Source organism: Streptomyces sp. NPDC006140 (assembly GCF_040628815.1).
In the GTDB taxonomy this organism is placed as follows: domain Bacteria; phylum Actinomycetota; class Actinomycetes; order Streptomycetales; family Streptomycetaceae; genus Streptomyces.
Genome location: NZ_JBEXTS010000010.1, coordinates 332,747 through 355,706, shown reverse-complemented (window position 1 = coordinate 355,706; position 22,960 = coordinate 332,747). Strand labels below are relative to the sequence as shown.

The window sequence follows — 22,960 nt, the reverse complement described above, 5'->3', positions numbered from 1 at the left end:
GTTACATTCCGAACCCGGAAGCTAAGCCTTACAGCGCCGATGGTACTGCAGGGGGGACCCTGTGGGAGAGTAGGACGCCGCCGAACAATTATTGAAAAGGCCCACACCTTACGGTGTGGGCCTTTTTTGTGTTTCAGGACGGCTGGACCAGTTTCGTGTCGTAGGCCAGGATGACCGCCTGAATGCGGTCGCGGGAACCCGTTTTCGCAAGGATACGGCCCACGTGGGTCTTCACCGTCGACTCGGCCAGGTGGAGGCGCGTGGCTATCTCCGTGTTCGTCCAGCCCTTGCCGATGACCGTCAGGATTTCGCGCTCCCGGTCGGTGAGAGAAGCGAGGCGGGGGTCTTCCTGAGGCGTCTCCGCCGAGGGGTCGGTCGGCAGGTGGTGGACGTAGGCGTCGAGGAGGCGGCGGGTCAGGCTCGGGGCGACGACCGCGTCACCGGTGGCGACCGCGCGGATGCCGGCCAGGAGTTCCTCGGGCTGGGCGTCCTTGACCAGGAAGCCGGAGGCGCCCGCGCGGAGGCCGGCGTACGCGTACTCGTCCAGGTCGAACGTGGTGACGATCAGGATGCGGGTGCGGTCGCCCGCGGCGGTGATGCGGCGGGTCGCCTCGATGCCGTCCAGGCCGGGCATGCGGATGTCCATGAGGACGACATCGGGGTGGAGCTCGGCCGCCATGCGGACGGCTTCGCTGCCGTTCGCCGCCTCGCCGACGACCGTCATGTCGTCCTGGCTCTCCAGGAGCATGCGGGAGCCGAAGCGTTGCAGGGGCTGGTCGTCGGCGATGAGGACCGTGGTCACTGCGGGGTTTCCTCCGGGAGGTGTAGGCGGACGCGCCAGCCCTTTTCCGGGTGGGGGCGAGGGCCGGCCTCAAGTGTGCCGCCGTAGAGGGCGGTTCGCTCGCGCATTCCCGGTAGTCCGCGACCGCCCGCGAGGTTCTGGGGGCGGCCGCCGTCGCCGGTGTCCATGATCGTGACGGTGACCGCGCCCTTTTCCTCGTAGGACAGCTCTATGTCCGCGGTGGCATCGGGGCCACCGTGTTTCAGGGTGTTGGTGAGGGCTTCCTGGATGACGCGGTAGACGGTGAGCTGGCGGCCGATGGGAAGGGTGGGGCTGCCGTGCGTGGTGGTGCGGACGGGGAGGCCTGCGGAGCGGACGCCGTCGAGGAGCTGGTCGAGGTCCGTGAGGCCGGGTTGGGGGGTCAGGTCCGCCTGCTGTTTCTCCTCCTCGCCGAGGACGTCGAGGAGGCGGCGGAGTTCGGTGAGGGCCTGGCGGCTGGTGGTGGCGATGGCGTCGAGGGCCTGGGCGGCGCGTTCCGGGGACTTGGCGGCCGCGTATCGGCCGCCGTCGGCGAGGCCCGTGATGACGGAGAGGTTGTGGCCGATGATGTCGTGCATTTCGCGGGCGATGCGGGCGCGTTCGGCGGCGGTGGCGAGCTGGGCCTGCTGGTCGCGTTCCCGCTCCAGGCGGCGGGCGCGGTCCTCCAGGGCCTCGGTGTAGTTGCGGCGGGTGCGGACCGTGACGCCGATGAGGGCGGCCACCGTGATGGACATCAGCTGGGAGCCGATCTGCTGGTCCCAGCTGCCTTCGCCATGGCGGACGACGGACACGAGGACCGGGGCGATCACCAGGGCCGTCGCCCACCACAGGTTGCGCAGGGCGCGGCGCAGTGCCAGGTGATAGACGAGGACCAGCTGGAGGAGGGCCGCTTGGAGGGCGGCACCGGTCCAGGCGTTGACGAGGGCGAAGGGGACCGTCGCGGCGAGGGCGGCCCCCGGGTGGGTGCGGCGGCGGAGCAGGGGGAGCGAGAGGCCGAGGCTCAGAGCCAGGAGGAGTCCACCGGGGACGTCCACGCTGTGGGCGTTGTGCTTCCAGCCGCCGCCGAAGTAGTCGATCAGGGCGGCCGTCACCCAGAAGCCGGTGAAGTGCAGGTCCCACAGCAGCGGATGGCGGTGGTCGAAGGCGCGCACCCGGCGGGTGAGGCGGTGGGCGTACTCGGTGAGGGGCTCCGGCGCCCGGTCTTCCGTCGTCACGGGGTCCATGGTGAGGGTTTCCGGGGCCGGGTGTCAGACGTCTCGGCGGCGCAGGGCCCAGGCGGCCAGGGCCAGGGTCGTCGCCGTCCACAGGAGCATGGCGAGCAGGGCGGCGCCCGGGGAGGCCGTGCCGGGCATGGGCTGGGCTGTGGTGAGGGACTCCAGGGCCTTGCCCGGGAAGTAGCGGACGGCGTTGTCCACGGCGTCGTACGGGAGCATCGCCAGGACCTCCGGGAGGATCATGATCAGGCCGATGAAGGCGCCGATGGCCATGGGGACCGAGCGGAGCAGGGCGCCGATGGCGAGGGCGAGGACGGCGAGGAGGGTGAGGCCGGCCGCGTTGCCCGCGAGGGCGCGCAGGACGCCGGGGTCGCCGAGGGAGGCGGACAGGTCAGTGCCGGTGAGGAAGGACTGGGCGAGGGGGAAGGTCAGGAGGTTCGTCGCCAGGGTGAGGGGGAGGGCGGTCGCGGTCAGGACGGCGGCCTTGGACCACAGGACGGGCAGGCGGCGCGGGACGGCGGTCATCGTGGCGCGGATCTGGCCGGTGGAGTACTCGCCGGCGGTGGCCAGGATGCCCAGTACGCCCAGGTTGATCGTGGCGAACTGGGTGCCGAGGAGGACGAACATGACGGTGTCCATGCCGCCTTCGCCGGAACCGTCGTAGGCGGCGCCGAGGCCCGCGCCCATCGCGGCCGTCAGGAGGCTCGTGACGGCGAGGGTGATCCAGGTGGAGCGCAGGGTCCAGAACTTGTGCCACTCGGAGCGCAGGACGCGGGCCGGGGTCACGCGGTAGGGGAGGGTCGCCGTGGTCATGCCGCTGCTCCTTCAAGGGTCGCCGGGTACTCCACGGCGTCGCGGGTGAGGTCCATGAAGGCCTCCTCCAGGGAGGCGGCGTTGGGGGTGAGTTCGTAGAGGGGGATGCCGTGGGCGGCTGCCGTGCGGCCGATGTGCTCGGCGTCCGCGCCGCGGACCTGGAGGGTGCCGGGGGTGTCGGTGATGATGTCGACGCCGGGGGCGGTGAGGACGCGTACGAGGTCGGGGGCGCGCGGGGTGACGACCTTGGTGGTGCCGGCGCCGGAGTCACGGACGAATGCGGCGACCGTCGTGTCGGCGAGGAGACGGCCGCGGCCGATGATGACCAGGTGCTCGGCGGTGAGGGCCATCTCGCTCATCAGGTGCGAGGAGACGAAGACCGTACGACCCTCCGCGGCGAGGGACTTGAGCAGGTTGCGGATCCACAGGACGCCCTCCGGGTCGAGGCCGTTGACCGGCTCGTCGAGGATGAGCACCGCCGGGTCGCCGAGGAGGGCCGCGGCGATGCCGAGGCGCTGTCCCATGCCGAGGGAGAAGCCCTTGACTCGGCGGTGGGCCACGTCGGTCAGGCCGGTGAGGCCGAGGACCTGCTCGACCCGGGTGCGGGGGATGCCGTGGGTGTGGGCGAGGGCGCGCAGGTGGTGGAAGGCCGTGCGGCCGGGGTGGACCGAGCGGGCCTCCAGCAGGGCGCCGACCTCGGTGAGGGGTGCCGGGTGGGCGGCGTAGGAGCGTCCGCCCACGGTCGCGTGGCCACGGGTGGGGGCGTCGAGGCCGAGGAGCATGCGCATGGTCGTGGACTTGCCGGCGCCGTTCGGGCCGAGGAAGCCGGTGACCGTGCCGGAGCGGACCGTGAAGGACAGGTCCGTGACGACCGTCCGGTCGCCGTAGCGTTTGGTGAGTTCGTGTGCGGTCAGCATGCTTCGATGCTCGTGCGTGCGGGGGCGGCGGGCGTCGGACCGGCGGGGTAATCGGGGTGAGGGGTGTCGTACCCGGGTACTACCGTGGCCCGCATGAGCTATGTGATCCGGTCCGTCCGTGCTGATGAGTGGGCCGCCGTGAAGGAGTTGCGGCTCGCGGCGCTGCGGGATCCGGTGGCGCACCTGGCCTTCCTGGAGACGTACGAGGAGGCCGTGGCCAGGCCGGACTCCTTCTGGCAGGAGCGGACGGCCGGTGCCGCGGAGGGGGCGGACGCGCGGCAGCAGATCATCGCCGAGGGGCCCGATGGGCGGTGGGTGGCGACGGTGACCGTGCTCGTGGAGGAGCCGGGGACGACCGACTGGGCCGGGCTTCCGGTGGAGCGGAAGCAGGGGCATGTCGTCGGCGTGTTCGTGCGGCCGGAGGAGCGCGGGAGCGGGCTGACCGAGGTGCTGTTCGACGCCGCGCTCGAGTGGGCGTGGGGGCGGGGTCTTGAGCGGGTGCGGCTCTTCGTGCACGAGGAGAACGGGCGGGCGCAGCGGTTCTATCGGCGGGTGGGATTCTTGCCGAGTGGGGTGACCGTGCCGCTCGGGGACGCCGGGGAGCTGGAGTTGGAGTTCGTGCTTGAGCGGAGCGCTGTGGGGGTGCCCTTTTCAGACGGGTAGTTCGTCGTGCGGCCAGCGGGCGCGGCCCTGTTCGCGGGACCGGAGCAGGGCCAGGGTCGGCATGCCCCGGTCCGCTCCGGTGGCCAGCAGCTCCGGGAGTTGGGGAAGCGGGGCCACGGCCGCGACGTCGTCCAGGACGAGCGTCAGTGGTGGGTCGAGGCGACCGGAGGATGACCGTTCGGCCATGCGCCGGCCGCGCTCGACCACGCTGGAGACGAGGGCCGTCAGGAAGGGCATCGCGCCCGGGCTGGTCCTGGGGTCCTCGATGGATTCACCGACCACATAAAGCGTGCCCCCTTCGTGGACGAAGGAATCCAAGGCGAGGGCATCACTTCGGTTGGGAGTGCACGCGTTGCGGATGTTGACCGTGGAGAGGGCCGCGAGGGCGCGGGTCGTCAGCTGCTGGGCCATGTCACGGCGTTCCGGGTGGGCCGTGAGGGCGCCTTCGAGTTCGCCCGCGGAGCCGGGGGCGGCCTTGGGGTTGGTGCGGAGGATGCGGACGGCGTCCTGGATCTGGGTGCCCTGGGACCAGCGGTGGACGTGGCGGATGGTGCGGCCGTCGATGGCCGCGGCGTGCAGGTAGCTCCGCAGGAGGGTGGTGGCCGTGTCGGTGACCGCCTGGTCGAGTTTGGCGGTCGGGCGTACGGGGGTGAGGAGGGCCGTGGCTCTCGCTGTCGCCGTTTCCCTGTCCTCGCAGCCGGTGGTGGGGGACCAGTGGAGGCGGGACGGGGTGTCGCAGAGGTGGGTGGGGTCGTAGAGGTGGGTGGGGCCCAGTTTTCCTCGGGCGTCTTTTGTTTCCTGCCAGAGGGCAGGGTTGGAGGTGACGATGAGGGCGGGGCCCTCCGCGTCGCCTACCGCTTGGGTGGCGGTGGTCTGGCGGGTTTCCCTTGGGGCTACGTGGATTTTTTCCCACCCGCCCACCCGTTCCTGGCCGAACAGAGAAGCCGGGGTTGTGGGGATGGCCGCCGGGGGCGGGGGCGGGGGCGGGGTTGCCGTGGCGTGTGGGGGGTTGGTGAGGGGGGCTGTCGGGTCCAGGGGGTGCGGTGGTTGGGGGGCCGTCGGGCCCAAGGGGTGCGGTGGTTGGGGGGCCGTTGCGCGGCGGGGGGTGGGGACGTCGTGCTGCGCCGACGGGGGTGTGGGGGGCTGCGCCGACATGGGGGTTGTCGGCTGAAGCTGCGTGGGGGTTGTGGGGTGTGGCTGCGTGGGGGTGGTGGGGTGCGGTGGTGGCGGGGCGGTGGGCTGCGGTGATGTGGGTGTGCCGTGTTGGGCCGGCGCCTCGTGCTGTGCCTGTGCCGCCGTGGGTACCTCGTGCTGCGCCGGGGTCGGTGCCGGTGCGTCCTGTTGGGCCGGTGTATGTGGGCCGTGCTGGGTCGGCGGGTGTGTGGCCTGCTGTGCTGGTGCCGGTGTCTCGTGTCGGGGCGGGGTTTGTGCCTCGTGCGTTGGCCCGGTCGCGCCCGGTGCGTTGTACGGTGCTCGGTCCCCTGCCGTCGTCGTCCTCTTCTCGGCTCGGCGTCTTGCTCGGCCTGCGCGCCAGCGGGCCACCGTGCCGAGGACGAAAACCGTCAGGACGAACAGGACCATCAGCTGGCCGATGAACAGGCCCCAGAACAGGCCGTAGCCGGAGAGTTGGCCGGGGGGTGTGCCGGGCCAGGCGCCGGGGATGTCGTGGGGCTCGGCGATGAGGCCGCGCATGGCGAGGGGGGTGCGGGTGAAGGTGACGCCGGACGGCCAGGCGCCGTGGGCGAACCAGGCGGCGAGGCCCGTGGCCGTCCACACCAGCAGGGTCATGCCGAGGAGGAACGCGAGTATGCCGACCAGCAGGCCGTCGGGGATGCCTCCCTGGCCGTCCCGCTGGGTGCGGCGGTCGTCCGGTCTCACGCGTTCCTCCCCTGCGCCTACGCCACCGTCGATTCGGAGTCGCCCATGTGGTGCTCCACGAAGGCCGCTGCCCTCTCCTCCGCCTCGATCTCGGCGGCGTGCAGGGCGTCGTCCGGGAGGTCGGCGGAGGACTCGGTCATCGCGCGGTCGGTGAAGACCAGCGGGCGTTCGGTCTCCGTGACCAGGTGTTTGACGACCTGGACGTTGCCGTTGACGTCCCAGACGGCGATGCCGGGGGTGAGGGTCGGGATGATCTCGACCGCCCAGCGGGGCAGGCCGAGGACCCGGCCCGTGGCCCTCGCCTCGTCGGCCTTCTGGGCGTAGATCGTCCTGGTCGAGGCCATCTTCAGGATCGCCGCGGCTTCCTTCGCGGCCGCGCCGTCCACGACGTCGGACAGGTGGTGGACCACCGCCACGAACGACAGGCCCAGGCGTCGGCCGAACTTCAGCAGGCGCTGGAAGAGCTGCGCCACGAAGGGGCTGTTGATGATGTGCCAGGCCTCCTCGACCAGGAAGATGCGCTTCTTCCGGTCGGGGCGGATCCAGGTGTGCTCCAGCCAGACGCCGACGATCGCCATGAGGATGGGCATGGCGATGGAGTTGCGGTCGATGTGGGAGAGGTCGAAGACGATCAGCGGGGCGTCGAGGTCGATGCCGACCGTGGTCGGGCCGTCGAACATGCCGCGCAGGTCACCGTCGACCAGGCGGTCCAGGACCAGGGCGACGTCGAGGCCCCAGGCCCGTACGTCGTCTATGGCGACGTTCATCGCCTCGGCCGACTCGGGCTCGGGGTGGCGCAGCTGCTCGACGATGTCGGAGAGGACCGGCTGGCGGTCGGTGATCGTCTCGTTGACGTAGGCGTGGGCGACCTTGAGGGCGAAGCCGGAGCGCTCGTCCAGGCCGTGGCCCATCGCGACCTCGATGATCGTGCGGAGCAGCGCGAGCTGGCCCGTCGTCGTGATCGCGGGGTCGAGCGGGTTGAGACGGATCCCCATGTCCAGGGCGGCCATCGGGTCCAGGCGGATGGGAGTTATCCCCAGCTCCTGCGCGATGAGGTTCCACTCGCCGACGCCGTCCTCGCCCTGGGCGTCCAGGACGACGACCTGGCGGTCCTTGAAGCGGAGCTGGCGCAGGACGTACGTCTTCTCCAGCGCCGACTTGCCGTTGCCGGACTCGCCGAGGACCAGCCAGTGGGGGGCGGGGAGCTGCTGGCCGTAGAGCTGGAAGGGGTCGTAGATGTAGCCCTTTCCGGAGTACACCTCGCGGCCGATGATGACGCCCGAGTCGCCGAGGCCCGGGGCGGCGGTCGGCAGGTAGACCGCCTGGGCCTGGCCCGTGGACGTGCGCACCGGGAGCCGGGTCGTCTCGACCTTCCCGAAGAGGAAGGACGTGAAGGCCTCGGTGAGGACGGACAGCGGATCCCGCATCAGGTCCTACCTCCGGATGCCGGTGGCGAAGGGAAGGGTGTTCACGAAGGCGCGGTGGTGCTCGCGGTCGCACCATTCCAGCTTGAGGTACGACTTTCCGGCCGAGGCCCTTATCGTGCGCTTGTCGCGGGCGAGGGCGTCGGGGGAGCGGGAGCTGACGGTGATGTAGCCGACGAGGTTGACGCCGGCGGCGCCGCTGGCGAGGTCCTCGCCGCGCTGGTCGAGCCGGGAGTTCGCGGCCACGTCGCGCGGGTCGACGGTGCGGTTCATCTTGGCGGCGCGGGACGCCTCGGCCTCGTCGTTGGTCTTCTCCGTGAGCATGCGCTCGATGGCGACCTCGGTGGGTTCGAGGTCCATGGTGACGGCGACCGTGCGGATGACGTCCGGGGTGTGGACGAGCAGCGGGGCGAGGAAGTTGACGCCGACGGGGGTCATCGGCCACTCCTTCACCCAGGCCGTGGCGTGGCACCAGGGGGCGCGGGTGGAGGACTCGCGGGTCTTGGCCTGGAGGTAGGTGGGCTCCATGGCGTCCAGCTCGGCCGGCCAGGCATTACGTTTCGTCATCGCCTGGATGTGGTCGATCGGGTGGTCCGGGTCGTACATGGAGTGGATCAGCGACGACAGCCTGCTCTGGCCGAGGGGCTGGCGGACGCGGATGTCGGCCTCCTGCAGGCGCGAGCAGATGTCGGTCAGCTCGCGGGCCATGACGACGGCGAGTCCGGCGTCCCGGTCGACCTTGCCGCCGTGGGCGCGGGCGGCCCGGGCCATGGCGTTGGCCTCGGCGGCGAGGTCGCGCGTGTAGTGCATGCAGGCGACGAGGTAGGCGCGGTGCTGCTCGCTGCTGGTCGACACCATCGACTGGAGCTGGTCGTAGGACTCCTGCAGCCAGGGCAGGGCCTTGTCGTCGCCGCGGACGGCGACGTCCTTGGCGTGGGCGTCCGGGTCGGCGGGCAGGGTGCGGGCGAGCATCTGCAGGCGGGTGACGAAGCCGTCGCCGTTGGCCACGTGCTTGAGCAGCGTGCCGAAGCGGTCGACCAGGGCCTCCTGGTCCTCGCTGTCGCGCAGGCCGACGCCGGGCCCCTCGATCTCGATGGCGGCCGTGACGGTCTTGCGGTCGGCGTGCAGGAGCACGGCGATCTCGTCCGGGCCGAAGGGGGCGGACAGCCAGGTGATGCGGCCGATGCCGGGGGGCGGGCCGACCTCGACCTCGCGGCCGTCGAGCCGGGTGCCGGCCTCGACGGCGGCGGAGCGGTAGGTGGCGCCCCGCTTGAGGGTGCGCTTGTAGCTGCGGTTGATCTCGAACCACTTGTAGAAGGTGCGGTGCTTGTAGGGCACGTACACCGCGGCCAGCGCCAGCATCGGGAACCCGGCGAGCAGCACGATGCGCAGGGACAGCACCGGGACGAGGAGCCCGCACATCATGCCGAGGAACGCGCCCACGACGATCAGGGCGATCTCGCCGGTCTCGCGGTTGCGGCCGATGATCGCGTTCGGCCGGGCGCGGCCGATCAGATATGTCCGGCGGGGCGTGACCGGATGGGACACGTGGGACTCGGTCGTCAACGCCCTTCACCTCCCGTGCGATTGGTACTGCTGTTGCGGGTGTTGCTGGCGTGGGGAGTGTTGACGGGGCTGCTCGAACGGGGGGCGGGTGCGGCGGAGGGGACAGATCCGCCGCCGCCGTTCGAGGGGCGCGTGCTGTGCGCGGCGACTCCGCCGGAGGCGGGGTTGCTGGGGCGGGGAGCGGAGGACTGGCTGCCTCCGCCGTTGTTGTCGGCGCGCGTGCTGTGGGTCTTGATGCCCTGGGCGACCAGGGACGCGGGGGAGCTGATGACGGCCGCGGCCTTGCTCTCGGCGCCCCGCATGATGCGGTTGTTGCGGGAGCCGGCGATCTCGTCGCCGAAGCCGGGGACGAAGCGGTAGATCATCGCGCTGGCGAAGATGGCGAGCAGGATGATGGCGAGGCCGGAGACGACGGCGGAGAAGGCGTCGGGGCCGTCGTCGGCGGAGAGCGCGCCGGCGAGGCCGAGGACGATGACGATCACGGGCTTCACGAGGATGACCGCGATCATGATGCCGGCCCAGCGGCGGACGTGGCCCCACAGGTTCTTGTCGACGAGGCCTGCGTAGACGACGGTGCCGAGGAGGGCGCCGACGTAGAGCAGGGCGGCGCGGATGACGAGCTCCAGCCAGAGAACTCCGGCGGCGAGGATGCTGACCAGGGAGACGACGATCAGCATGATGGGGCCGCCGCCGATGTCCTCGCCCTTCTTGAGGGCCTCCGAGAATGTGCCGAAGAAGGCGTCGGTCTGGTCGCCGGTGGCCTTGGCGAGGACCTCGGTGATGCCGTCGGTGGCCGATACGACGGTGTAGAGGATCAGGGGGGTGAAGGCGGAGGCGAGGACGGTCAACCAGAGGAAGCCGATGGCTTCGGACAGGGCGGTGGTGAGGGGGACGCCGCGCACCGCCCGCTTGGCCACGGCCAGGAGCCAGAGGAGGAGCGTGAGGATCGTCGACGCGGCGAAGACGACCGCGTACTGCTGGAGGAACTTGGGGTTGGTGAAGTCGACGTTGGCCGTCTCCTTCACGGCCTCGCTGAGCTTGTCGACGGTCCAGGAGGCGGCGTCGGCACAGCCCTTGGCGAGGGAGGAGAGGGGGTCGAGGGTGGAGGTGGGGGCGAGGCGGTCGGCGCCGCCTCCGCCGCCGCTGCCGGTGTCGCCTTCGCAGATCTCCCTGGCCCTGCCGGAGAGCAGGGAGCAGTTGTCGTTGCTGGGGCTGGGCGACGGCGTGGGGGCGGCGACCGCCCGGGTGGCGAACAGGACCAACGCGGTCTGAACGGCGGCGAGGGTTGCGGCGACCTTCACTCCACGGCGCGGGCTACCGGGCATAAGTGAACCCTCCGAACTCCTCGACGGCCTTCGAGATGTCGTCCGACGTCGACACCTTGTTGTCGCCGTTGACCGGCGCCGGGCCTTCCTTCTGGGAGAAGCTGTCGACCTTCCAGTCGCCGTCGGTCCAGCGCAGTTGCAGGGTCATGGTGAACCAGTCGCTGGTGACCGGGTTCTGCGAGGTCTCGCTCGTCATGCCGTAGACGCCCGTGCACCACACCTCGACGGTGGCGGTGCTGCCCGAGAAGTCGGTGACCTTGGTGCCGACCGGCATGGTGCGGGACACGTACGTGCTGCCCTTGGGGGCGTCGCCGTTCTCGTCCAGGCCGACCTTGTCCAGGAACGCCTTGTCGTACACGCGGTCGAGGTTGTTCTCCAGCGCGGCGACTCTCGCGGGGTCGAACACCTGACGGACGATCTCGGGCCGCCGCGCGGGTTTGAGGATGTCGGCCGAGACGAGCACGACGGCGTAGTTCGCCGCCGCGCTCTCCGCCCCCTGCTGGTCCTGGGCGAAGCCCGACGGGACACCGGCGGCAGACTTGGACCGGACAGGGCGTTGACCGGAGGGCGCCGTCGCCGTGGCCCCCGGCTTGGCTGCCGAGCCGTCCGTCGGAGATGACGGGTCGTCGTCCCCCCGGTTCGCGAAGGCGATTGCTGCGATCAGGAGGACGACCACGCCGACCACCGTGACCAGGCTGCGGGACGAGGAGCGCGGGGCGCGGCGTGGGGTGCCGTAGGGGTCGGAGCCCGTGTCGGGCAGGCGGGTGCGGGTCTGGCCCGTGCCGCCGTAGCCGCCGGAGGCCTCGCGCTCGTCACCGAGACTCATGCCGCGTACGCCCCCTCGACGTCGTGCGGAAACACTTCGTACCGGTCGTACTTCTCGTACGACGGTAGCCGTGCTGGTTCCCGCGTGGGCGCGGTGTGGTGACTCGACATCAGGGAAACGCAACCTCAGCCGGTGGGCACGACGGGCGGGTGGGATGGAGAGGGGGGAGGGAGCCGGGCGTGCCCGGCCGGGCGGCGCTGCCCGGGTTACACGGCCATGCCGTACACGATGGTGAAGAGCGTGCCCAGGGAGCCGATGATGAAGACTCCGGTGAGGCCGGCGATGATGAGGCCTTTGCCCTGTTCCGCGCTGAAGGTGTCGCGGAGGGCCGTGGCACCGATGCGCTGCTTGGCGGCGCCCCAGATGGCGATGCCGAGGCAGATCAGGATGGCCACCGCCATCACGACCTCGATCATCACCTTGGCCTCGTTGCCCAGGCTGCCGAAGGGGCCCCAGTCCGGAGCGATCCCGCCGATGATGGTGTTGATGTCTCCCTTATCGGCCGCAAAGAGCATGTAAGTCACCGCCCCTGTTGGGTAGTTCCGCATCCTCTGCGGTCGTGCAGAGGTCAGGCCTCATTCTCGCCGACAATGACGCTGTCGTATGTCGACTTGGCGTCATTGATTGGCGGGTTTCGTACGAATACCTTGCCACCGTTCCGCTCCGGCCCCTAAGGGAGGCGACGGGCGGTGTACGAAGGATCGTATGGTCACTCTGTGTATCACGGCAGGTCACGCCGGGCAATGAGGCCTGAGCGAAACCTGGGGTGCGGTTCCGTCGTTGTGCCCTCTTGCGATCTTTCTCACCTTTCCGTGCGGTTTCTGACGGCTGGTCGGGTGAGTGGTCGCGCCGGTGTTCTCCGGGTGAAGGCTACCCGGCACGGCGAACGGGCCGCGGCTGGGTTGCCGCGGCCCGTTCTTTCCCCTGCCCGCCTCGGGCCCCCACGGCCCTCGGCGGTGTTCCTCGGTGACGGTCCGTCACGAGGTGGTGGAGGTCAGCCGGTGAAGGCGCCGAGCCCCTGGGGTGTGCCCCAGCCGGTCGGGCCGTCGTAGCCCGTCCGGGCGGTGCAGAAGTAGCTGGTGGCGCAGGTTCCGTTGCTGCCGCTGGTGACGTCGTTCAGGGCGCTGGTGTTCGCGTAGGGGAACTTCGCCGGGTAGGAGCCGCTGGACGGGGTGCCCGCCAGGGCGTAGACGGCCGCGATGATCGGGGCGGAGGCGCTGGTGCCGCCGTAGGTGGCCCAGCCCTGGCCGTCGGCGCCGTAGGTGTCGTAGACGGAGACGCCGGTCGCGGGGTCGGCGACGGCCGAGACGTCGGCGATCGTGCGCCGGGCGCAGCCGGTGTCGGTCTGCCAGGCCGGCTTGGTGTCGTAGGCGGAGCAACCGGAGCCGGTGCCCTCGGTGCTGCTGGTCGACCAGACGCTCTCGGTCCAGCCGCGGGTGGTGGAGGAGGCGGTGAGGCTGGTGCCGCCCACGGAGGTCACGTATCGGGAGGCCGCCGGGTACTCGGCGCCGTAGCCCGCGTCGCCCGCGCTGACGGTGATGGCGACGCCGGGGTGGTTGAAGTAGGTGGAGTCGTAGGTCGCGTCGGAGGAGGACTCGCCGCCTCCGTAGCTGTTGGAGACGTACTTGGCGCCCAGGCTGACGGCCTCGTTGACGGCCGTGCCGAGGTTGGTCATGGTGGCGGACTTGGCCTCGACGAGGGTGATGTGGCAGTTCGGGCAGACGGCGCTGGCCATGTCCAGGTCGAGGGAGATCTCGGCGGCCCAGCCGCTGTTGGGGGCGGGCAGGGACGTGGTGGAGCCGGTCTGGCCGACCTTCTTGAAGCAGCCGTTCGCGGTGGTGCAGGCGGGCAGGCCGTAGTGCGAGCGGTAGGCGGCGAGGTCCGACTCGGCGTTCGGGTCGTCGTAGGCGTCGACGATGGCGATGGTCCGGCCGCTGCCGTTGCTCGTGGCGGCGGAGGTCAGGCCGTAGGCGGCGCGGAGGTCGGCGGGGCCGTAGCCGGAGGGGCTGGTGGCGTCGGCGGCCTTGGGGGAGATGCCGTGCTGCTGCTGGAAGGCGGTGCGGCCGCCCGTGACGCGCAGGGCGTTGCAGGCCATCTCGCCCGGGTGGCGGGGGAGGGCGCAGGAGCGGGTCCAGGTGACCTTGGAAGGGCTCGCCTGGGCGGCGTCCGCGTGGGCGGCGGTGGTGAGGCCGGTGAGGAGGAGGGCGGCGGTGGCGGTGGCGGCGGAGCCGATCCGGTGCCATCTGCGGCGGCCGGCGGAGTGGGTGGGTGTCGTGCGCAAGGTACAGCCTCCTGGCAGTGGTGGACAGAGGCCTGCGGGTGGGGGTTCCGCCGGTGTGGTTCCCGGCGGGGGCGGCGACCCGCGACGACGATCGCTTGTTGGGTACGTGACAACAAGACAGGTTTCGGAATCCTGACTTCCGCCTTACCGAGGCGGGTGTGGTGCTTACCGGCCGATGACGGGCCGATGGCCGCTGAATGGGCGCGGCTTGACCCGAGGGGCCTGACCCGTGTGACCCAAGGGGCCCGGAATCAGCGGGGCTTGAGGCCGTGCAGGAGGAGGTGGACCAGTTCCTCGATGCCGTCGAGGGCCGCCCCGGGGGCGAGCATGCCGCCCGCGGCGAAGGAGGCGATGCCCTGGAGGGTGGCGCCGGTGAGCAGGATGAGGTGCTCCGGGTCGCCCGCGATGATCTCGCCGCGTTCCTGGGCGTCGGCGATGACCCGCGCGAATGAGCCCACCGTCCGGTCGGCGGCCGCCGCCATCTGCTCCGAGGCGTCCGGCTCGTGCTTGCGGGCGTACATCAGCTCCAGCAGCGCGGCGTTGTCGATCGCGAAGGCGAGATAGGCCCGGGCGAGGGCGGTGAGCCGCCGTTCCAGGGGCAGGGCGGGGTCGTCGGCGCCCTCCAGGGCCTGGCCCAGCCGGTCGTACCCGGCCAGTGCCAGGGCGTTGAGCAGGGCCTGCTTGTCCTTGAAGTGGCGGCCGGGGGCCGCGTGGCTCACGCCCGCCTCACGAGCCAGTTCGCGCAGCGAGAGCGCGCCCACGCCCTTCTCCCGCAGGGTGCGCTCGGCGCCCGCGAGCAGGGTGGAGCGCAGGTCTCCGTGGTGGTAGGGGCGGCTCTCCGGCATGCGCACCATCGTATCCCGATGTTGACGCCGCCATCATTGTTGTCACCGACTGCATTGTTGTCATTGACAGCATTGTTGTCGCCGCCTACATTCGGTGCATGGCTGAGAAAACAGACAGCAAGAGCGGCGCGGCGTGGAGCGCGCGCCGCCTCCCCGACCTCACCGGGCGGACCGTCGTCGTCACCGGTGCCAACAGCGGCATCGGCCTCACCACGACCGACGCGCTGGCCCGCGCGGGGGCGCACGTCGTCCTCGCCGTACGGGACCCGGAGCGCGGGCGGGCCGCGGCGGCCGCCGTGCGCGGCAGCACCGAGGTGCGTCGGCTGGACCTCGCGGACCTGTCCTCCGTACGGGCCTTCGCGGACGCCTGGCAGCAGCCGCTGCACCTCCTCGTCAACAACGCCGGCGTGATGATGCTGCCGAGGCAGCGCACCAAGGACGGCTTCGAGATGCAGTTCGGCACGAACCACCTCGGGCACTTCGCCCTGACCAATCTGCTGCTGCCGCACCTCACCGACCGGGTCGTCACCGTCTCCTCGGGCGCCCACCGCTGGGGCGGCGCACGGATCGCCTTCGACGACCTGGACATGGCGTCGGACTACACCCCGCAGGGCGCCTACGCCCGGTCCAAGCTCGCCAACCTCCTGTTCACCCTCGAACTCCAGCGCCGGCTGACCGAGTCGGGCTCGACGGTCCGCGCCCTGGCCGCCCACCCCGGCTACGCGGCCACCAACCTGCAGAGCCACGCGGCCCACCCGGCGGCACGCGCCGCCATGCGTCTCGGCAACCGGCTCTTCGCCCAGGACGACAGGGCCGGCGCCCTCCCCACGCTCTACGCCGCCACCCAGGACCTGCCCGGCGCGAGCTACGTCGGCCCCGACGGCCTCGGCGAGCTGCGCGGCGCCCCGACCCTGGTGGGCCGCTCCCGCGCGGCCAGCGACCCGCTGACGGCCCGTCGGCTGTGGGAGGTGTCGGAGGAGCTGACGGGGGCCTCCTTCCCGCTCGCGCGGGACGAGCGGACCCGCGTCTGACGCTTCTCTCACCTTCGTCGGGCACAGTCGCTGCGATGAAGCGCGTCCTGGTCGTCGCCGTGCTGCTCGTCGCACTCGTCACCGCGTCCACCGCGACCGCCGACGACGGGGCCGGGCCCTTCCGGGTCACCGTCGCCGCGGGGAACGCGCGGGTCGGGGTGCTCGTCCCCGCCGCGCGGGCGGGGCGGTTGGCCGGCGGGCACTTCTGCACGGCGTCGGTGGTGGCCGCACCGCACCGGAACCTGGTCGTCACCGCGGCGCACTGCCTGGGCGGGGACGGGGGCCTGGACTTCGTGCCGGGGTACCGGAACGGGCGTGCGCCCTACGGCGTGTGGAAGGTCACCCGGCGGTTCCTTCCTCCGGGGTGGGTGCACGGGCGGCACGAGGACAGCGATGTCGGGTTCCTCGTGGTCGCGCCGCGCGGCGGGAGAGAGGTGCAGGACGTCGTCGGCGGGAACGCGTTCACGACCGGTACGGCGACGGGGGCCACCGCGGTGACCGTCACCGGGTATCCCAACTCCCGTGAGACGCCCGTCACCTGCACCGACAAGCCGGTCGCGCACAGCGCCACCCAGCAGCGCGTCGAATGCCCCGGCTTCAGCGGCGGCACGAGCGGCAGCCCCTGGGTGAACGGCAACGGACAGGTCGTCGGGATCCTCGGCGGCCACGACGAGGGCGGCACGACCCCGGGCGTCTCCTACAGCGTGGTGCTCGGCACGGAGGCGGAACGGCTGTACCGGGAGGCGGCGGGGGATCCGTGACACCCGGCGTGCTCCGGCCGCGCCCCCGTCCGTCCCGCCCGCTCCAGGCCGGGCCCCTCGCGGCACCCGCCCCCGGCCGGGCCCCAGTCGCGGCACCCGCCCCCGGCCGGGCCCCAGTCGCGGCACCCGCCCCCGGCCGTGCCCCACGTCGTGCCGCCCGTGCCGTGGCCCGTCCCCCCTTCCGCCCCCCGACTTCCCCTCCGTGATCATTCCCGAGCCCGGCGGCCGCCTCTACACTGGCCAGGCGACGGACTCCCGGTGAGTGAGGGGCGGTTGACGGTGCGTAAGGCGTGGATCGTGGCGAGTGTCGCCATCAGCTCCGCCCTGGCCTTCGTGATGCTGCTCGTCGTCGGGGTCTACATCGTCGCCGGGAACCTGGTCAACGGCGTGGGCGGCGGGGCGAAATCGCTGGCCAAGGGCTCGGTGCCCGCCGCGTACGCGGCCCTCGTGCAGAAGTGGGGCAACCTCTGCCCCGCCATCAGCCCGGCCCTGCTCGCCGCCCAGCTCTACCAGGAGAGCGGCTTCAACCCGAGGGCCCAGAGCCACGCCGCCGCGCAGGGCATAGCGCAGTTCATCCCCGGCACCTGGGCCTCCCACGGCATCGACGGCGACGGCGACGGCGACCGCGATGTGTGGGACCCGAAGGACGCGATCCCCTCGGCCGCCTCCTACGACTGCGAACTCGCGTCGTACGTGAAGAAAGTCGGCGGGAATCTGACCGAAAACATGCTGGCCGCGTACAACGCGGGGGCGTACGCGGTGATCAAGTACGGGGGCGTGCCGCCGTACCGCGAGACGCAGAACTACGTGAAGAGGATCACCACCCTCTCGGAGAGCTTCGCGGCGCCCGTCGGGCGGGTCGACCCCTCCGAGCAGGCCGCCGGCGCGATCGAGTACGCGCAGAAGAAGCTCGGCACGCCCTACCTGTGGGGCGGCACCGGCACCGCTGAGCAGGGCGGACGCTTCGACTGCTCGGGTCTGACGCAGGCCGCCTACGCGAGCGTGGGCATCAAGCTCCCGCGCGTCGCCAACGACCAGTACAACGCGGGGCCGCACCCCAGCCGGGACGAACTGCTCCCGGGCGACCTCGTCTTCTTCTCGGACGACCTCACCAATTCACGTGCCATCCGGCATGTCGGCATTTATGTCGGAGGTGGGTACATGATCGACGCGCCGCGGACGGGCGCGGTCATCCGATTCGACCCGATCGACACCCCCGACTACTTCGGGGCCACCCGCGTCACCGAAGATGGCGCGAAAGCACTGCCCACGACGGTGTGAACCGAGTGTGAACCCACCCCCTGAGCTGCGACAACGTATCTCTCTTCGATAACGTCTGCGTGATCATTCGGTGGAGTGTGGAACGTATCAACGGGGACCATGCGTTCCTGGTGACGTAGCCGAGCAGACGTCACTGGGCACGTGTCACGCACGCGTGCAGCGGAAGCGGATCTACAACCACGGGGGTGGCAGCAGCGGCGCACGCACAGGTGCGCCGGGAGTCAACGACGAAGGGGCCGCAGCACCATGGCTGGACTCGCCGAATCCGGGTCGAACCCCGACGTCGACCTGCTCTACGACATCAATGGCCTGGCCAAGGACGCGCCGGCGTGGTTCGACCGCGTCATGGAGTACGTCGGTGAGTACGGGCTGCTGCTCGCCATCGTCCTGCTCGTCGTGTGGTGCTGGTGGTCGGTGCGGCGGCGCGGGGACGAGGACGCCGCGTCCACCGTCGCGGCGCTGATCTGGGCGCCGCTGGCGGCGGGCATCGCCGTGCTGGTGAACGTGCCGATACGGGGATTCGTGGAGCGGCCCCGGCCGTTCCTCGACCACCAGGGGCTGGACGTCCTCGTCAAGGGCAAGACCGACTACTCCTTCGTCAGCGACCACGCGACGATCGTCATGGCGCTGGCGGTCGGCCTGTTCGTCGCCAACCGAAAATTCGGGCTGATCGGACTCGTGCTGGCGCTGTTCGGGGGCTTCATCCGCGTCTACATGGGCGTGCACTACCCGACGGACGTCGTGGGCGGGTTCGCGCTGGGCACGGCCGTGGCCCTGCTGCTGTCGCCGCCGGCCATGGCCCTGCTGACGCCCGTGACGACGGCGATCGAGCGGTCGCCGCGCGTGGGGTGGCTGATCCGGGCCCGGGGAAGAGGACCGGCCGAGCAGGACTCGGTGATCCCCGGGGCGCGCAGTGAGCAGGCCGGGGCGTCCGAGCGGGACCTCGCCGCGTAGCGCTCCGGCCCGCGGCGCAGCGCTCTCGCGGCGAAGGGCTCGCGGCAGAGGCTCGCGTCAGAGGGCCTGCGGGTACGTGAAGAAGCGCGTCGGGTCGTACTGGTTCTTCAGCTTCGCCAGGCGGGTCGCCGCGTCGCCGTAGTACGCCTTGCGCCAGTCGGTCAGGGTCGGGTCCGTGTAGTTCTGGTACGCCGCGCCCGAGGCGTACGGCCGCATCGCCTTGTGGGCGGCGGCCAGCCAGTCGCGGGCCGTGGCGCCGCTCGTGCCCGGCCGCCAGGAGGCGATGTACTGGGCCAGCATGCGGGAGCGGCGGTGCACGAACGCCGTGGCGGTCGGCGGGACGCGGTTGACCGCTCCGCCGAGGGCGGTGAGCGCGATGCTGCCCGTGCCGCCGCGCACCGAGCCGGCCTGCGACAGCAGCGTGCGGATTCCGGCCGCGGACAGGGAGCGGTCGAAGAAGTCCGACGCCGCGGAATACGTCTCGCGGCCCAGCGCGCCCTTCGGGGAGCGGCCGGGGGTCGAGCCGGGCAGGTGGCACTGCGCGTCCGTCGGGAACGAGGAGCAGCCCGCGTACACCTCCATCGACTCCTCGTACGAGCGGCGCTTGAGGGAGACGCTGCGGGCCGGGGCGCCGACGCGGTCGGCCAGGCGGTCCACGGCGTTCTTCAGTTCGCCGTACGTGCCGAGGGAGAAGGCCGAGACCGAGACGGTCGGGGTGCCCCCGGCGGCGCTCGCCAGGTGCAGGGAGGACCAGATCTCGTCGGGCTGTGCCGGGCCCCACTCCTGCCAGGCCTTCACCACCGCTGCCGCCTTCGACCAGGGCCAGGACAGGTGGGCCGAGACGCCCTGCGGGGCCGGGTGGGTCCTGAAGTGCAGTTCCGTCACGACGCCGAAGTTGCCGTTGCCGGCGCCGCGCAGGGCCCAGAAGAGGTCCTTGTGCTCGCGGGCGTTCGCGGTGAGCTGCTTGCCGTCGGAGGTGATCAGGGTGGCCTGGGTGAGGCTGTCGCAGGTCAGGCCGTAGGCGCGGGAGACCACGCCGTGCCCGCCGCCGAGGGTGAGGCCGGAGACGCCGACGGTGGGGCAGGAGCCGGCGGGGATCGTGACGCCCTTCGCGGTCAGGGCGCGGTAGACGTCGATGAGTTTGGCGCCGGCGCCGATCACCGCGGTGTCGCCGGAGGCGCGGACGCGGTTGAGTTTCGAGACGTCGATGATCAGGCGGCCGTTGCCGGAGGACCAGCCGGCGTAGGAGTGGCCGCCGTTGCGGATCGCCACGCGCAGGGCGTGGGCGCGGGCGTAGGACAGGGCCGTGCGGATGTCGTCCGGGTGGGCCACGTAGGCGACGGCGGCGGGCTTCAGGTTGTCGAAGCGGGTGTTGTACAGCTGCCGGGCCGTGGCCCAACTGGTGTCGCCCGGGCGGACGAGGGGGCCGTCGAGGTCGCGGGCGAGGGCGGACCAGTCGGCTGCCCCGGCGAGTGTTCGCCTGGTCGTGGCGGTGGCCGTGGCCCCGGAGCGGGTGTCCGATTTCGTGCAGGCGGCGGTGAGCGGGGTCGCGGCCGCGGCGATGCCCGCCGTGCCGACTGCGAGGAATGTACGCCGTTCCATGGGGCCTCCCGGTGGTTCCGTCGTGGGAGACGGGGTGGTGGGGTACGGGGTTCCACGCGCTCGGTCCGGAGCCGCTAGGCGAGACCCTCGTGTTTCTCCGCGTCCGTGCGGGCCTGGCTTCGGGCCCGTCTTGCCGGGCCGCGCCAGCCGCAGGTGCAGCGGGCCATGCAGAAGCGGCCCTGCTCCATGGTCGTCGTGCGGTGTTCCGGGAGGTTGGGGGGAGTTTCCAGCCCGTCCTGCTGCGCCACGGCGACAACGTTACCCACCGCAGGTAAAGGGTTCGTATGCCGGCGCCGGTGCGCTCGCGTGACGGGGGCACATACCCGTCGTTAACCGGAACAACAAGGGGGCCCGTGACGGACGTACCGGCTGGGGGTAGGCAGGCGATGACTGGGCGGCAGCGGGAACGGCGGCGCAGGCGGACGGGTGCGGCGGTCGCCGCGGCCGGGGCCGTGGCCGGTGCGGTACTGGGCGCCGGCGGGTGCTCCGGAGGAGACGCGGTCGCCGGGGACGCGCGCGGCGGGGACGCGGTCCTCGTGCTGCGCCGGGCCGCCGACCGGCTCGTGGACGCGGGGAGTTCGAAGGCCCGTACGTCGATGGAGATGGCCGCCGGCGGGACCCGGGTGACCATCCGGGGAGCGGGGGTCTACGACTACCGCAAGCGGCTCGGGCGGCTGAAGGTGCTGCTGCCGCAGGATCCCGCGGGGGCCGCCGAGCGCCGGCCCATCACGGAACTCCTCGCGCCGGGTGCCCTGTTCATGAAGAACCGGGGCGCCGGTGTGCCCCCGGACAAGTGGGTGCGGGTGGACACGCGGACGCTGTCCGACGGGAACCTCGTCACCGGCGGGGCCACCGACCCGTACGCCGCGGCCGAGGTGCTGCGCGGCACGCGGTCGGCGACGTACCTGGGCCGGACCGAGGTCGCGGGCACCGGAGTGCGGCACTACCGGGGCACGGCCGACCTCGGCGCCGCCGCGCGGCGCGCCTCCGCCGGCAACGCCGAGTCCCTGGGCGCGGCGGCGAAAGGGTTCGCCACGGCCGAAGTGCCGTTCGACGCCTACCTCGACGACGAGGGCCGCATCCGCAAGGTCCGCCACCGCTTCAGCTTCCTGAACGGGCAGCAGAAGAGCCCCGTCGCCGTCGCCTCGACCACCCTGCTCTACGATTTCGGGGCCTCGGCGCGCGTGCGGCTGCCGGACGACGGCGACATCTACGCGGGCCGGATCGCCGAGGAGTGACCGGCGCGAACTAGCCCGTCCGTGCCATGCGCGGCGTGTAGGCCGCTCCCTACTCTAGGAAGTCGGTAACGGCAGAGATGAGGTGATGCACGTGGCTCCGGTCGGCGGTACGGCAGTTCAGGACCACGTGGCCCTCGCCGAGATCGAGCTGTGCGGAGAGCTGATCATCGCGGCCTCGGCCGCGCAGGAGCGGCTCAGCCTGGAGAGCATCGACGAGGTGCTGAGAGTGGCCGAGGAACGGGACACCTCGGGAAGCTGAACCCGGGCGTGGTCACGTCCGCAGCATGCGGGCGATCGCCTGGGTCGCCTCCTTCACCTTCGCGTCGATCTCGTCACCGCCCTTGAGGGCCGCGTCGGCGACGCAGTGGCGCAGGTGCTCCTCCAGCAGCTGCAGGGCGAAGGACTGCAGGGCCTTCGTGGAGGCGGAGACCTGCGTGAGTATGTCGATGCAGTAGATGTCCTCGTCGACCATGCGCTGCAGGCCGCGGATCTGGCCTTCGATGCGGCGCAGGCGCTTGAGGTGTTCGTCCTTCTGCTTGTGGTACCCGTGCACGCCCTGGTCGTGATCGGTCACGACCTCCGCAGCGGGGGTGACATGCGCGACATCCGTGCCGTCGGAGGGCGCTCCCGCGCCGGCCTTGATGGTCGTCATCGCGTCCTCCTGGGCGGTGAGCCGACATATACCCCTAGTGGGTATATGGTACCGAACTTTACTGGGTATACGCCCCTTGGCCGATGCCGTACACAGTCGTACGCAACGGCTGGATCCCGCCCCTGGGCCGCCCCCGTGCTCATCACTGTGCCTGATGGGCGACACTGGTGGGCGGCCCGATAGCCGTGGCCGGATGATGCGCCTAGCATCAGCCTGACCGAAACCGAAGCACCCCGAGGACCCCACGTGCGCTTTCGTCTGACCCCCAGGGAGACGAGCTTCTACGACATGTTCGCCGCCTCCGCGGACAACATCGTCACGGGCTCGAAACTCCTGATGGAACTGCTCGGGGCGGACGCTTCCGCCCGGGCCGAGATCGCAGAGCGTATGCGGGCAGCGGAACACGCAGGTGACGACGCCACGCACGCGATCTTCCACCAGCTGAACTCCTCGTTCATCACGCCGTTCGACCGCGAGGACATCTACTCCCTCGCCTCGTCCCTCGACGACATCATGGACTTCATGGAGGAGGCCGTCGACCTGGTCGTCCTCTACAACGTCGAGGAACTGCCCAAGGGCGTCGAGCAGCAGATCGAGGTCCTGGCGCGCGCCGCCGAACTGACGGCCGAGGCCATGCCGCACCTGCGCACCATGGAGAACCTCACCGAGTACTGGATCGAGGTCAACCGGCTGGAGAACCAGGCCGACCAGATCCACCGCAAGCTGCTGGCACACCTCTTCAACGGCAAGTACGACGCCATCGAGGTCCTCAAGCTCAAGCAGATCGTGGATGTGCTGGAGGAGGCGGCGGACGCGTTCGAGCACGTGGCGAACACGGTGGAGACCATCGCCGTCAAGGAGTCCTGAGC

General features: G+C 71.2%; 23 protein-coding genes and 1 rRNA gene. 9 read left to right on the top strand and 15 right to left on the bottom strand.

Annotated elements, in window-relative coordinates; genetic code table 11:
* Positions 1-86: ribosomal RNA gene (gene rrf, locus ABZ386_RS26330) — 5S ribosomal RNA — on the top strand; the annotation flags it as partial.
* A 47-nt stretch (positions 87-133) separates the two neighbouring features.
* On the opposite strand, the gene ABZ386_RS26325 is transcribed toward rrf, so the two are convergent.
* The 4 genes from ABZ386_RS26325 to ABZ386_RS26310 are packed head-to-tail and all read right to left on the bottom strand — an operon-like array spanning position 134 to position 3,764.
* Entirely contained in the window at positions 134-802 is a 669-nt protein-coding gene (locus ABZ386_RS26325) for a response regulator transcription factor (protein ID WP_351338078.1), read from the bottom strand.
* Positions 799-2,043: a histidine kinase gene (locus ABZ386_RS26320; protein ID WP_358966071.1), complete on the bottom strand. Its 1,245-nt coding sequence runs from the start codon at positions 2,041-2,043 to the stop codon at positions 799-801. Before ABZ386_RS26320 ends, ABZ386_RS26325 begins: the two co-directional genes overlap by 4 nt.
* 24 nt (positions 2,044-2,067) lie before the next feature.
* A complete protein-coding gene (locus ABZ386_RS26315; protein ID WP_358966068.1) occupies positions 2,068-2,847 on the bottom strand; it encodes an ABC transporter permease in 780 nt (259 codons plus the stop codon).
* Positions 2,844-3,764 carry an ATP-binding cassette domain-containing protein gene (locus tag ABZ386_RS26310; protein WP_356616451.1) on the bottom strand — a complete coding sequence of 307 codons (921 nt, stop codon included), beginning with the start codon at positions 3,762-3,764 and terminating at the stop codon, positions 2,844-2,846. Before ABZ386_RS26310 ends, ABZ386_RS26315 begins: the two co-directional genes overlap by 4 nt.
* 93 nt (positions 3,765-3,857) lie before the next feature.
* Here ABZ386_RS26310 and ABZ386_RS26305 point away from each other — a divergent pair, with 93 nt between their 5' ends.
* Positions 3,858-4,427, top strand: a complete 570-nt coding sequence (locus ABZ386_RS26305) for a GNAT family N-acetyltransferase (RefSeq protein WP_351338088.1) — start codon at positions 3,858-3,860, stop codon at positions 4,425-4,427.
* Here the strand turns inward: ABZ386_RS26305 and ABZ386_RS26300 are convergent.
* The 8 genes from ABZ386_RS26300 to ABZ386_RS26265 form a co-directional block, all read right to left on the bottom strand.
* The gene (locus ABZ386_RS26300; RefSeq protein ID WP_358966095.1) at positions 4,416-6,215 is read right to left on the bottom strand and encodes a TraM recognition domain-containing protein; all 1,800 of its coding nucleotides are present in this window, start codon (positions 6,213-6,215) and stop codon (positions 4,416-4,418) included. The genes ABZ386_RS26305 and ABZ386_RS26300 overlap by 12 nt on opposite strands.
* A 107-nt stretch (positions 6,216-6,322) precedes the next feature.
* Entirely contained in the window at positions 6,323-7,732 is a 1,410-nt protein-coding gene (locus tag ABZ386_RS26295) for an ATP-binding protein (RefSeq protein ID WP_114253908.1), read from the bottom strand.
* A gap of 6 nt (positions 7,733-7,738) precedes the next feature.
* Positions 7,739-9,295 carry an SCO6880 family protein gene (locus ABZ386_RS26290; RefSeq protein ID WP_356527257.1) on the bottom strand — a complete coding sequence of 519 codons (1,557 nt, stop codon included), beginning with the start codon at positions 9,293-9,295 and terminating at the stop codon, positions 7,739-7,741.
* On the bottom strand, positions 9,292-10,620 hold the full coding sequence (locus tag ABZ386_RS26285; RefSeq protein ID WP_358966064.1) for a hypothetical protein: 1,329 nt from the start codon (positions 10,618-10,620) through the stop codon (positions 9,292-9,294). Before ABZ386_RS26285 ends, ABZ386_RS26290 begins: the two co-directional genes overlap by 4 nt.
* On the bottom strand, positions 10,610-11,446 hold the full coding sequence (locus ABZ386_RS26280; RefSeq protein WP_358966061.1) for a hypothetical protein: 837 nt from the start codon (positions 11,444-11,446) through the stop codon (positions 10,610-10,612). Before ABZ386_RS26280 ends, ABZ386_RS26285 begins: the two co-directional genes overlap by 11 nt.
* Positions 11,447-11,652: 206 nt before the next feature.
* On the bottom strand, positions 11,653-11,961 hold the full coding sequence (locus ABZ386_RS26275) for a hypothetical protein (RefSeq protein WP_004000049.1): 309 nt from the start codon (positions 11,959-11,961) through the stop codon (positions 11,653-11,655).
* A 479-nt stretch (positions 11,962-12,440) separates the two neighbouring features.
* Complete coding sequence (locus tag ABZ386_RS26270) at positions 12,441-13,727, bottom strand: S53 family peptidase (protein WP_358966059.1); 1,287 nt, start codon at positions 13,725-13,727, stop codon at positions 12,441-12,443.
* 251 nt (positions 13,728-13,978) lie between these two features.
* Positions 13,979-14,581, bottom strand: coding sequence for a TetR/AcrR family transcriptional regulator (locus tag ABZ386_RS26265; protein ID WP_351338105.1), 603 nt, complete (start codon positions 14,579-14,581; stop codon positions 13,979-13,981).
* An 89-nt stretch (positions 14,582-14,670) separates the two neighbouring features.
* Between ABZ386_RS26265 and ABZ386_RS26260 the strand changes: the two genes are divergently transcribed.
* The 4 genes from ABZ386_RS26260 (at position 14,671) to ABZ386_RS26245 (ending at position 18,599) form a co-directional block, all read left to right on the top strand.
* Positions 14,671-15,603, top strand: a complete 933-nt coding sequence (locus ABZ386_RS26260) for an oxidoreductase (protein WP_358966056.1) — start codon at positions 14,671-14,673, stop codon at positions 15,601-15,603.
* A 35-nt stretch (positions 15,604-15,638) separates the two neighbouring features.
* A complete protein-coding gene (locus ABZ386_RS26255) occupies positions 15,639-16,364 on the top strand; it encodes a trypsin-like peptidase domain-containing protein (protein ID WP_355712853.1) in 726 nt (241 codons plus the stop codon).
* A gap of 273 nt (positions 16,365-16,637) precedes the next feature.
* On the top strand, positions 16,638-17,645 hold the full coding sequence (locus ABZ386_RS26250; RefSeq protein WP_198678211.1) for an NlpC/P60 family protein: 1,008 nt from the start codon (positions 16,638-16,640) through the stop codon (positions 17,643-17,645).
* A gap of 246 nt (positions 17,646-17,891) precedes the next feature.
* Entirely contained in the window at positions 17,892-18,599 is a 708-nt protein-coding gene (locus tag ABZ386_RS26245) for a phosphatase PAP2 family protein (protein ID WP_356616460.1), read from the top strand.
* Between the two features lie 57 nt (positions 18,600-18,656).
* Here the strand turns inward: ABZ386_RS26245 and ABZ386_RS26240 are convergent, their stop codons facing one another.
* Complete coding sequence (locus tag ABZ386_RS26240; protein ID WP_358966052.1) at positions 18,657-20,201, bottom strand: FAD-binding oxidoreductase; 1,545 nt, start codon at positions 20,199-20,201, stop codon at positions 18,657-18,659.
* Positions 20,202-20,275: 74 nt separating this feature from the next.
* Positions 20,276-20,449 (bottom strand): hypothetical protein, encoded by a 174-nt coding sequence (locus ABZ386_RS26235; protein ID WP_351338121.1) that lies wholly within the window; start codon positions 20,447-20,449, stop codon positions 20,276-20,278.
* Positions 20,450-20,587: 138 nt separating this feature from the next.
* Between ABZ386_RS26235 and ABZ386_RS26230 the strand changes: the two genes are divergently transcribed.
* Together ABZ386_RS26230 and ABZ386_RS26225 are read left to right on the top strand one after the other, a co-directional pair.
* A complete protein-coding gene (locus ABZ386_RS26230; RefSeq protein WP_351338123.1) occupies positions 20,588-21,439 on the top strand; it encodes a hypothetical protein in 852 nt (283 codons plus the stop codon).
* An 85-nt stretch (positions 21,440-21,524) separates the two neighbouring features.
* Complete coding sequence (locus tag ABZ386_RS26225; RefSeq protein WP_355712843.1) at positions 21,525-21,698, top strand: hypothetical protein; 174 nt, start codon at positions 21,525-21,527, stop codon at positions 21,696-21,698.
* Positions 21,699-21,710: 12 nt separating this feature from the next.
* Here ABZ386_RS26225 and ABZ386_RS26220 read toward each other — a convergent pair whose 3' ends face one another.
* Entirely contained in the window at positions 21,711-22,091 is a 381-nt protein-coding gene (locus ABZ386_RS26220) for a metal-sensitive transcriptional regulator (RefSeq protein WP_358966049.1), read from the bottom strand.
* A gap of 246 nt (positions 22,092-22,337) precedes the next feature.
* Between ABZ386_RS26220 and ABZ386_RS26215 the strand changes: the two genes are divergently transcribed.
* Complete coding sequence (locus ABZ386_RS26215) at positions 22,338-22,958, top strand: DUF47 family protein (RefSeq protein WP_020269925.1); 621 nt, start codon at positions 22,338-22,340, stop codon at positions 22,956-22,958.
* Positions 22,959-22,960: the final 2 nt, after the last annotated feature.

Coding starts and splice junctions, on each gene's coding strand:
- ABZ386_RS26220 (WP_358966049.1), bottom strand. CDS start 22,091: ATGACGACCATCAAGGCCGGCGCGGGAGCGCCCTCCGACGGCACGGAT.
- ABZ386_RS26310 (WP_356616451.1), bottom strand. CDS start 3,764: ATGCTGACCGCACACGAACTCACCAAACGCTACGGCGACCGGACGGTC.
- ABZ386_RS26295 (WP_114253908.1), bottom strand. CDS start 7,732: ATGCGGGATCCGCTGTCCGTCCTCACCGAGGCCTTCACGTCCTTCCTC.
- ABZ386_RS26265 (WP_351338105.1), bottom strand. CDS start 14,581: ATGGTGCGCATGCCGGAGAGCCGCCCCTACCACCACGGAGACCTGCGC.
- ABZ386_RS26255 (WP_355712853.1), top strand. CDS start 15,639: ATGAAGCGCGTCCTGGTCGTCGCCGTGCTGCTCGTCGCACTCGTCACC.
- ABZ386_RS26315 (WP_358966068.1), bottom strand. CDS start 2,847: ATGACCACGGCGACCCTCCCCTACCGCGTGACCCCGGCCCGCGTCCTG.
- ABZ386_RS26225 (WP_355712843.1), top strand. CDS start 21,525: ATGCACGTGGCTCCGGTCGGCGGTACGGCAGTTCAGGACCACGTGGCC.
- ABZ386_RS26280 (WP_358966061.1), bottom strand. CDS start 11,446: ATGAGTCTCGGTGACGAGCGCGAGGCCTCCGGCGGCTACGGCGGCACG.
- ABZ386_RS26300 (WP_358966095.1), bottom strand. CDS start 6,215: ATGACCCTGCTGGTGTGGACGGCCACGGGCCTCGCCGCCTGGTTCGCC.
- ABZ386_RS26240 (WP_358966052.1), bottom strand. CDS start 20,201: ATGGAACGGCGTACATTCCTCGCAGTCGGCACGGCGGGCATCGCCGCG.
- ABZ386_RS26275 (WP_004000049.1), bottom strand. CDS start 11,961: ATGCTCTTTGCGGCCGATAAGGGAGACATCAACACCATCATCGGCGGG.
- ABZ386_RS26260 (WP_358966056.1), top strand. CDS start 14,671: ATGGCTGAGAAAACAGACAGCAAGAGCGGCGCGGCGTGGAGCGCGCGC.
- ABZ386_RS26305 (WP_351338088.1), top strand. CDS start 3,858: ATGAGCTATGTGATCCGGTCCGTCCGTGCTGATGAGTGGGCCGCCGTG.
- ABZ386_RS26320 (WP_358966071.1), bottom strand. CDS start 2,043: ATGGACCCCGTGACGACGGAAGACCGGGCGCCGGAGCCCCTCACCGAG.
- ABZ386_RS26285 (WP_358966064.1), bottom strand. CDS start 10,620: ATGCCCGGTAGCCCGCGCCGTGGAGTGAAGGTCGCCGCAACCCTCGCC.
- ABZ386_RS26245 (WP_356616460.1), top strand. CDS start 17,892: ATGGCTGGACTCGCCGAATCCGGGTCGAACCCCGACGTCGACCTGCTC.
- ABZ386_RS26230 (WP_351338123.1), top strand. CDS start 20,588: ATGACTGGGCGGCAGCGGGAACGGCGGCGCAGGCGGACGGGTGCGGCG.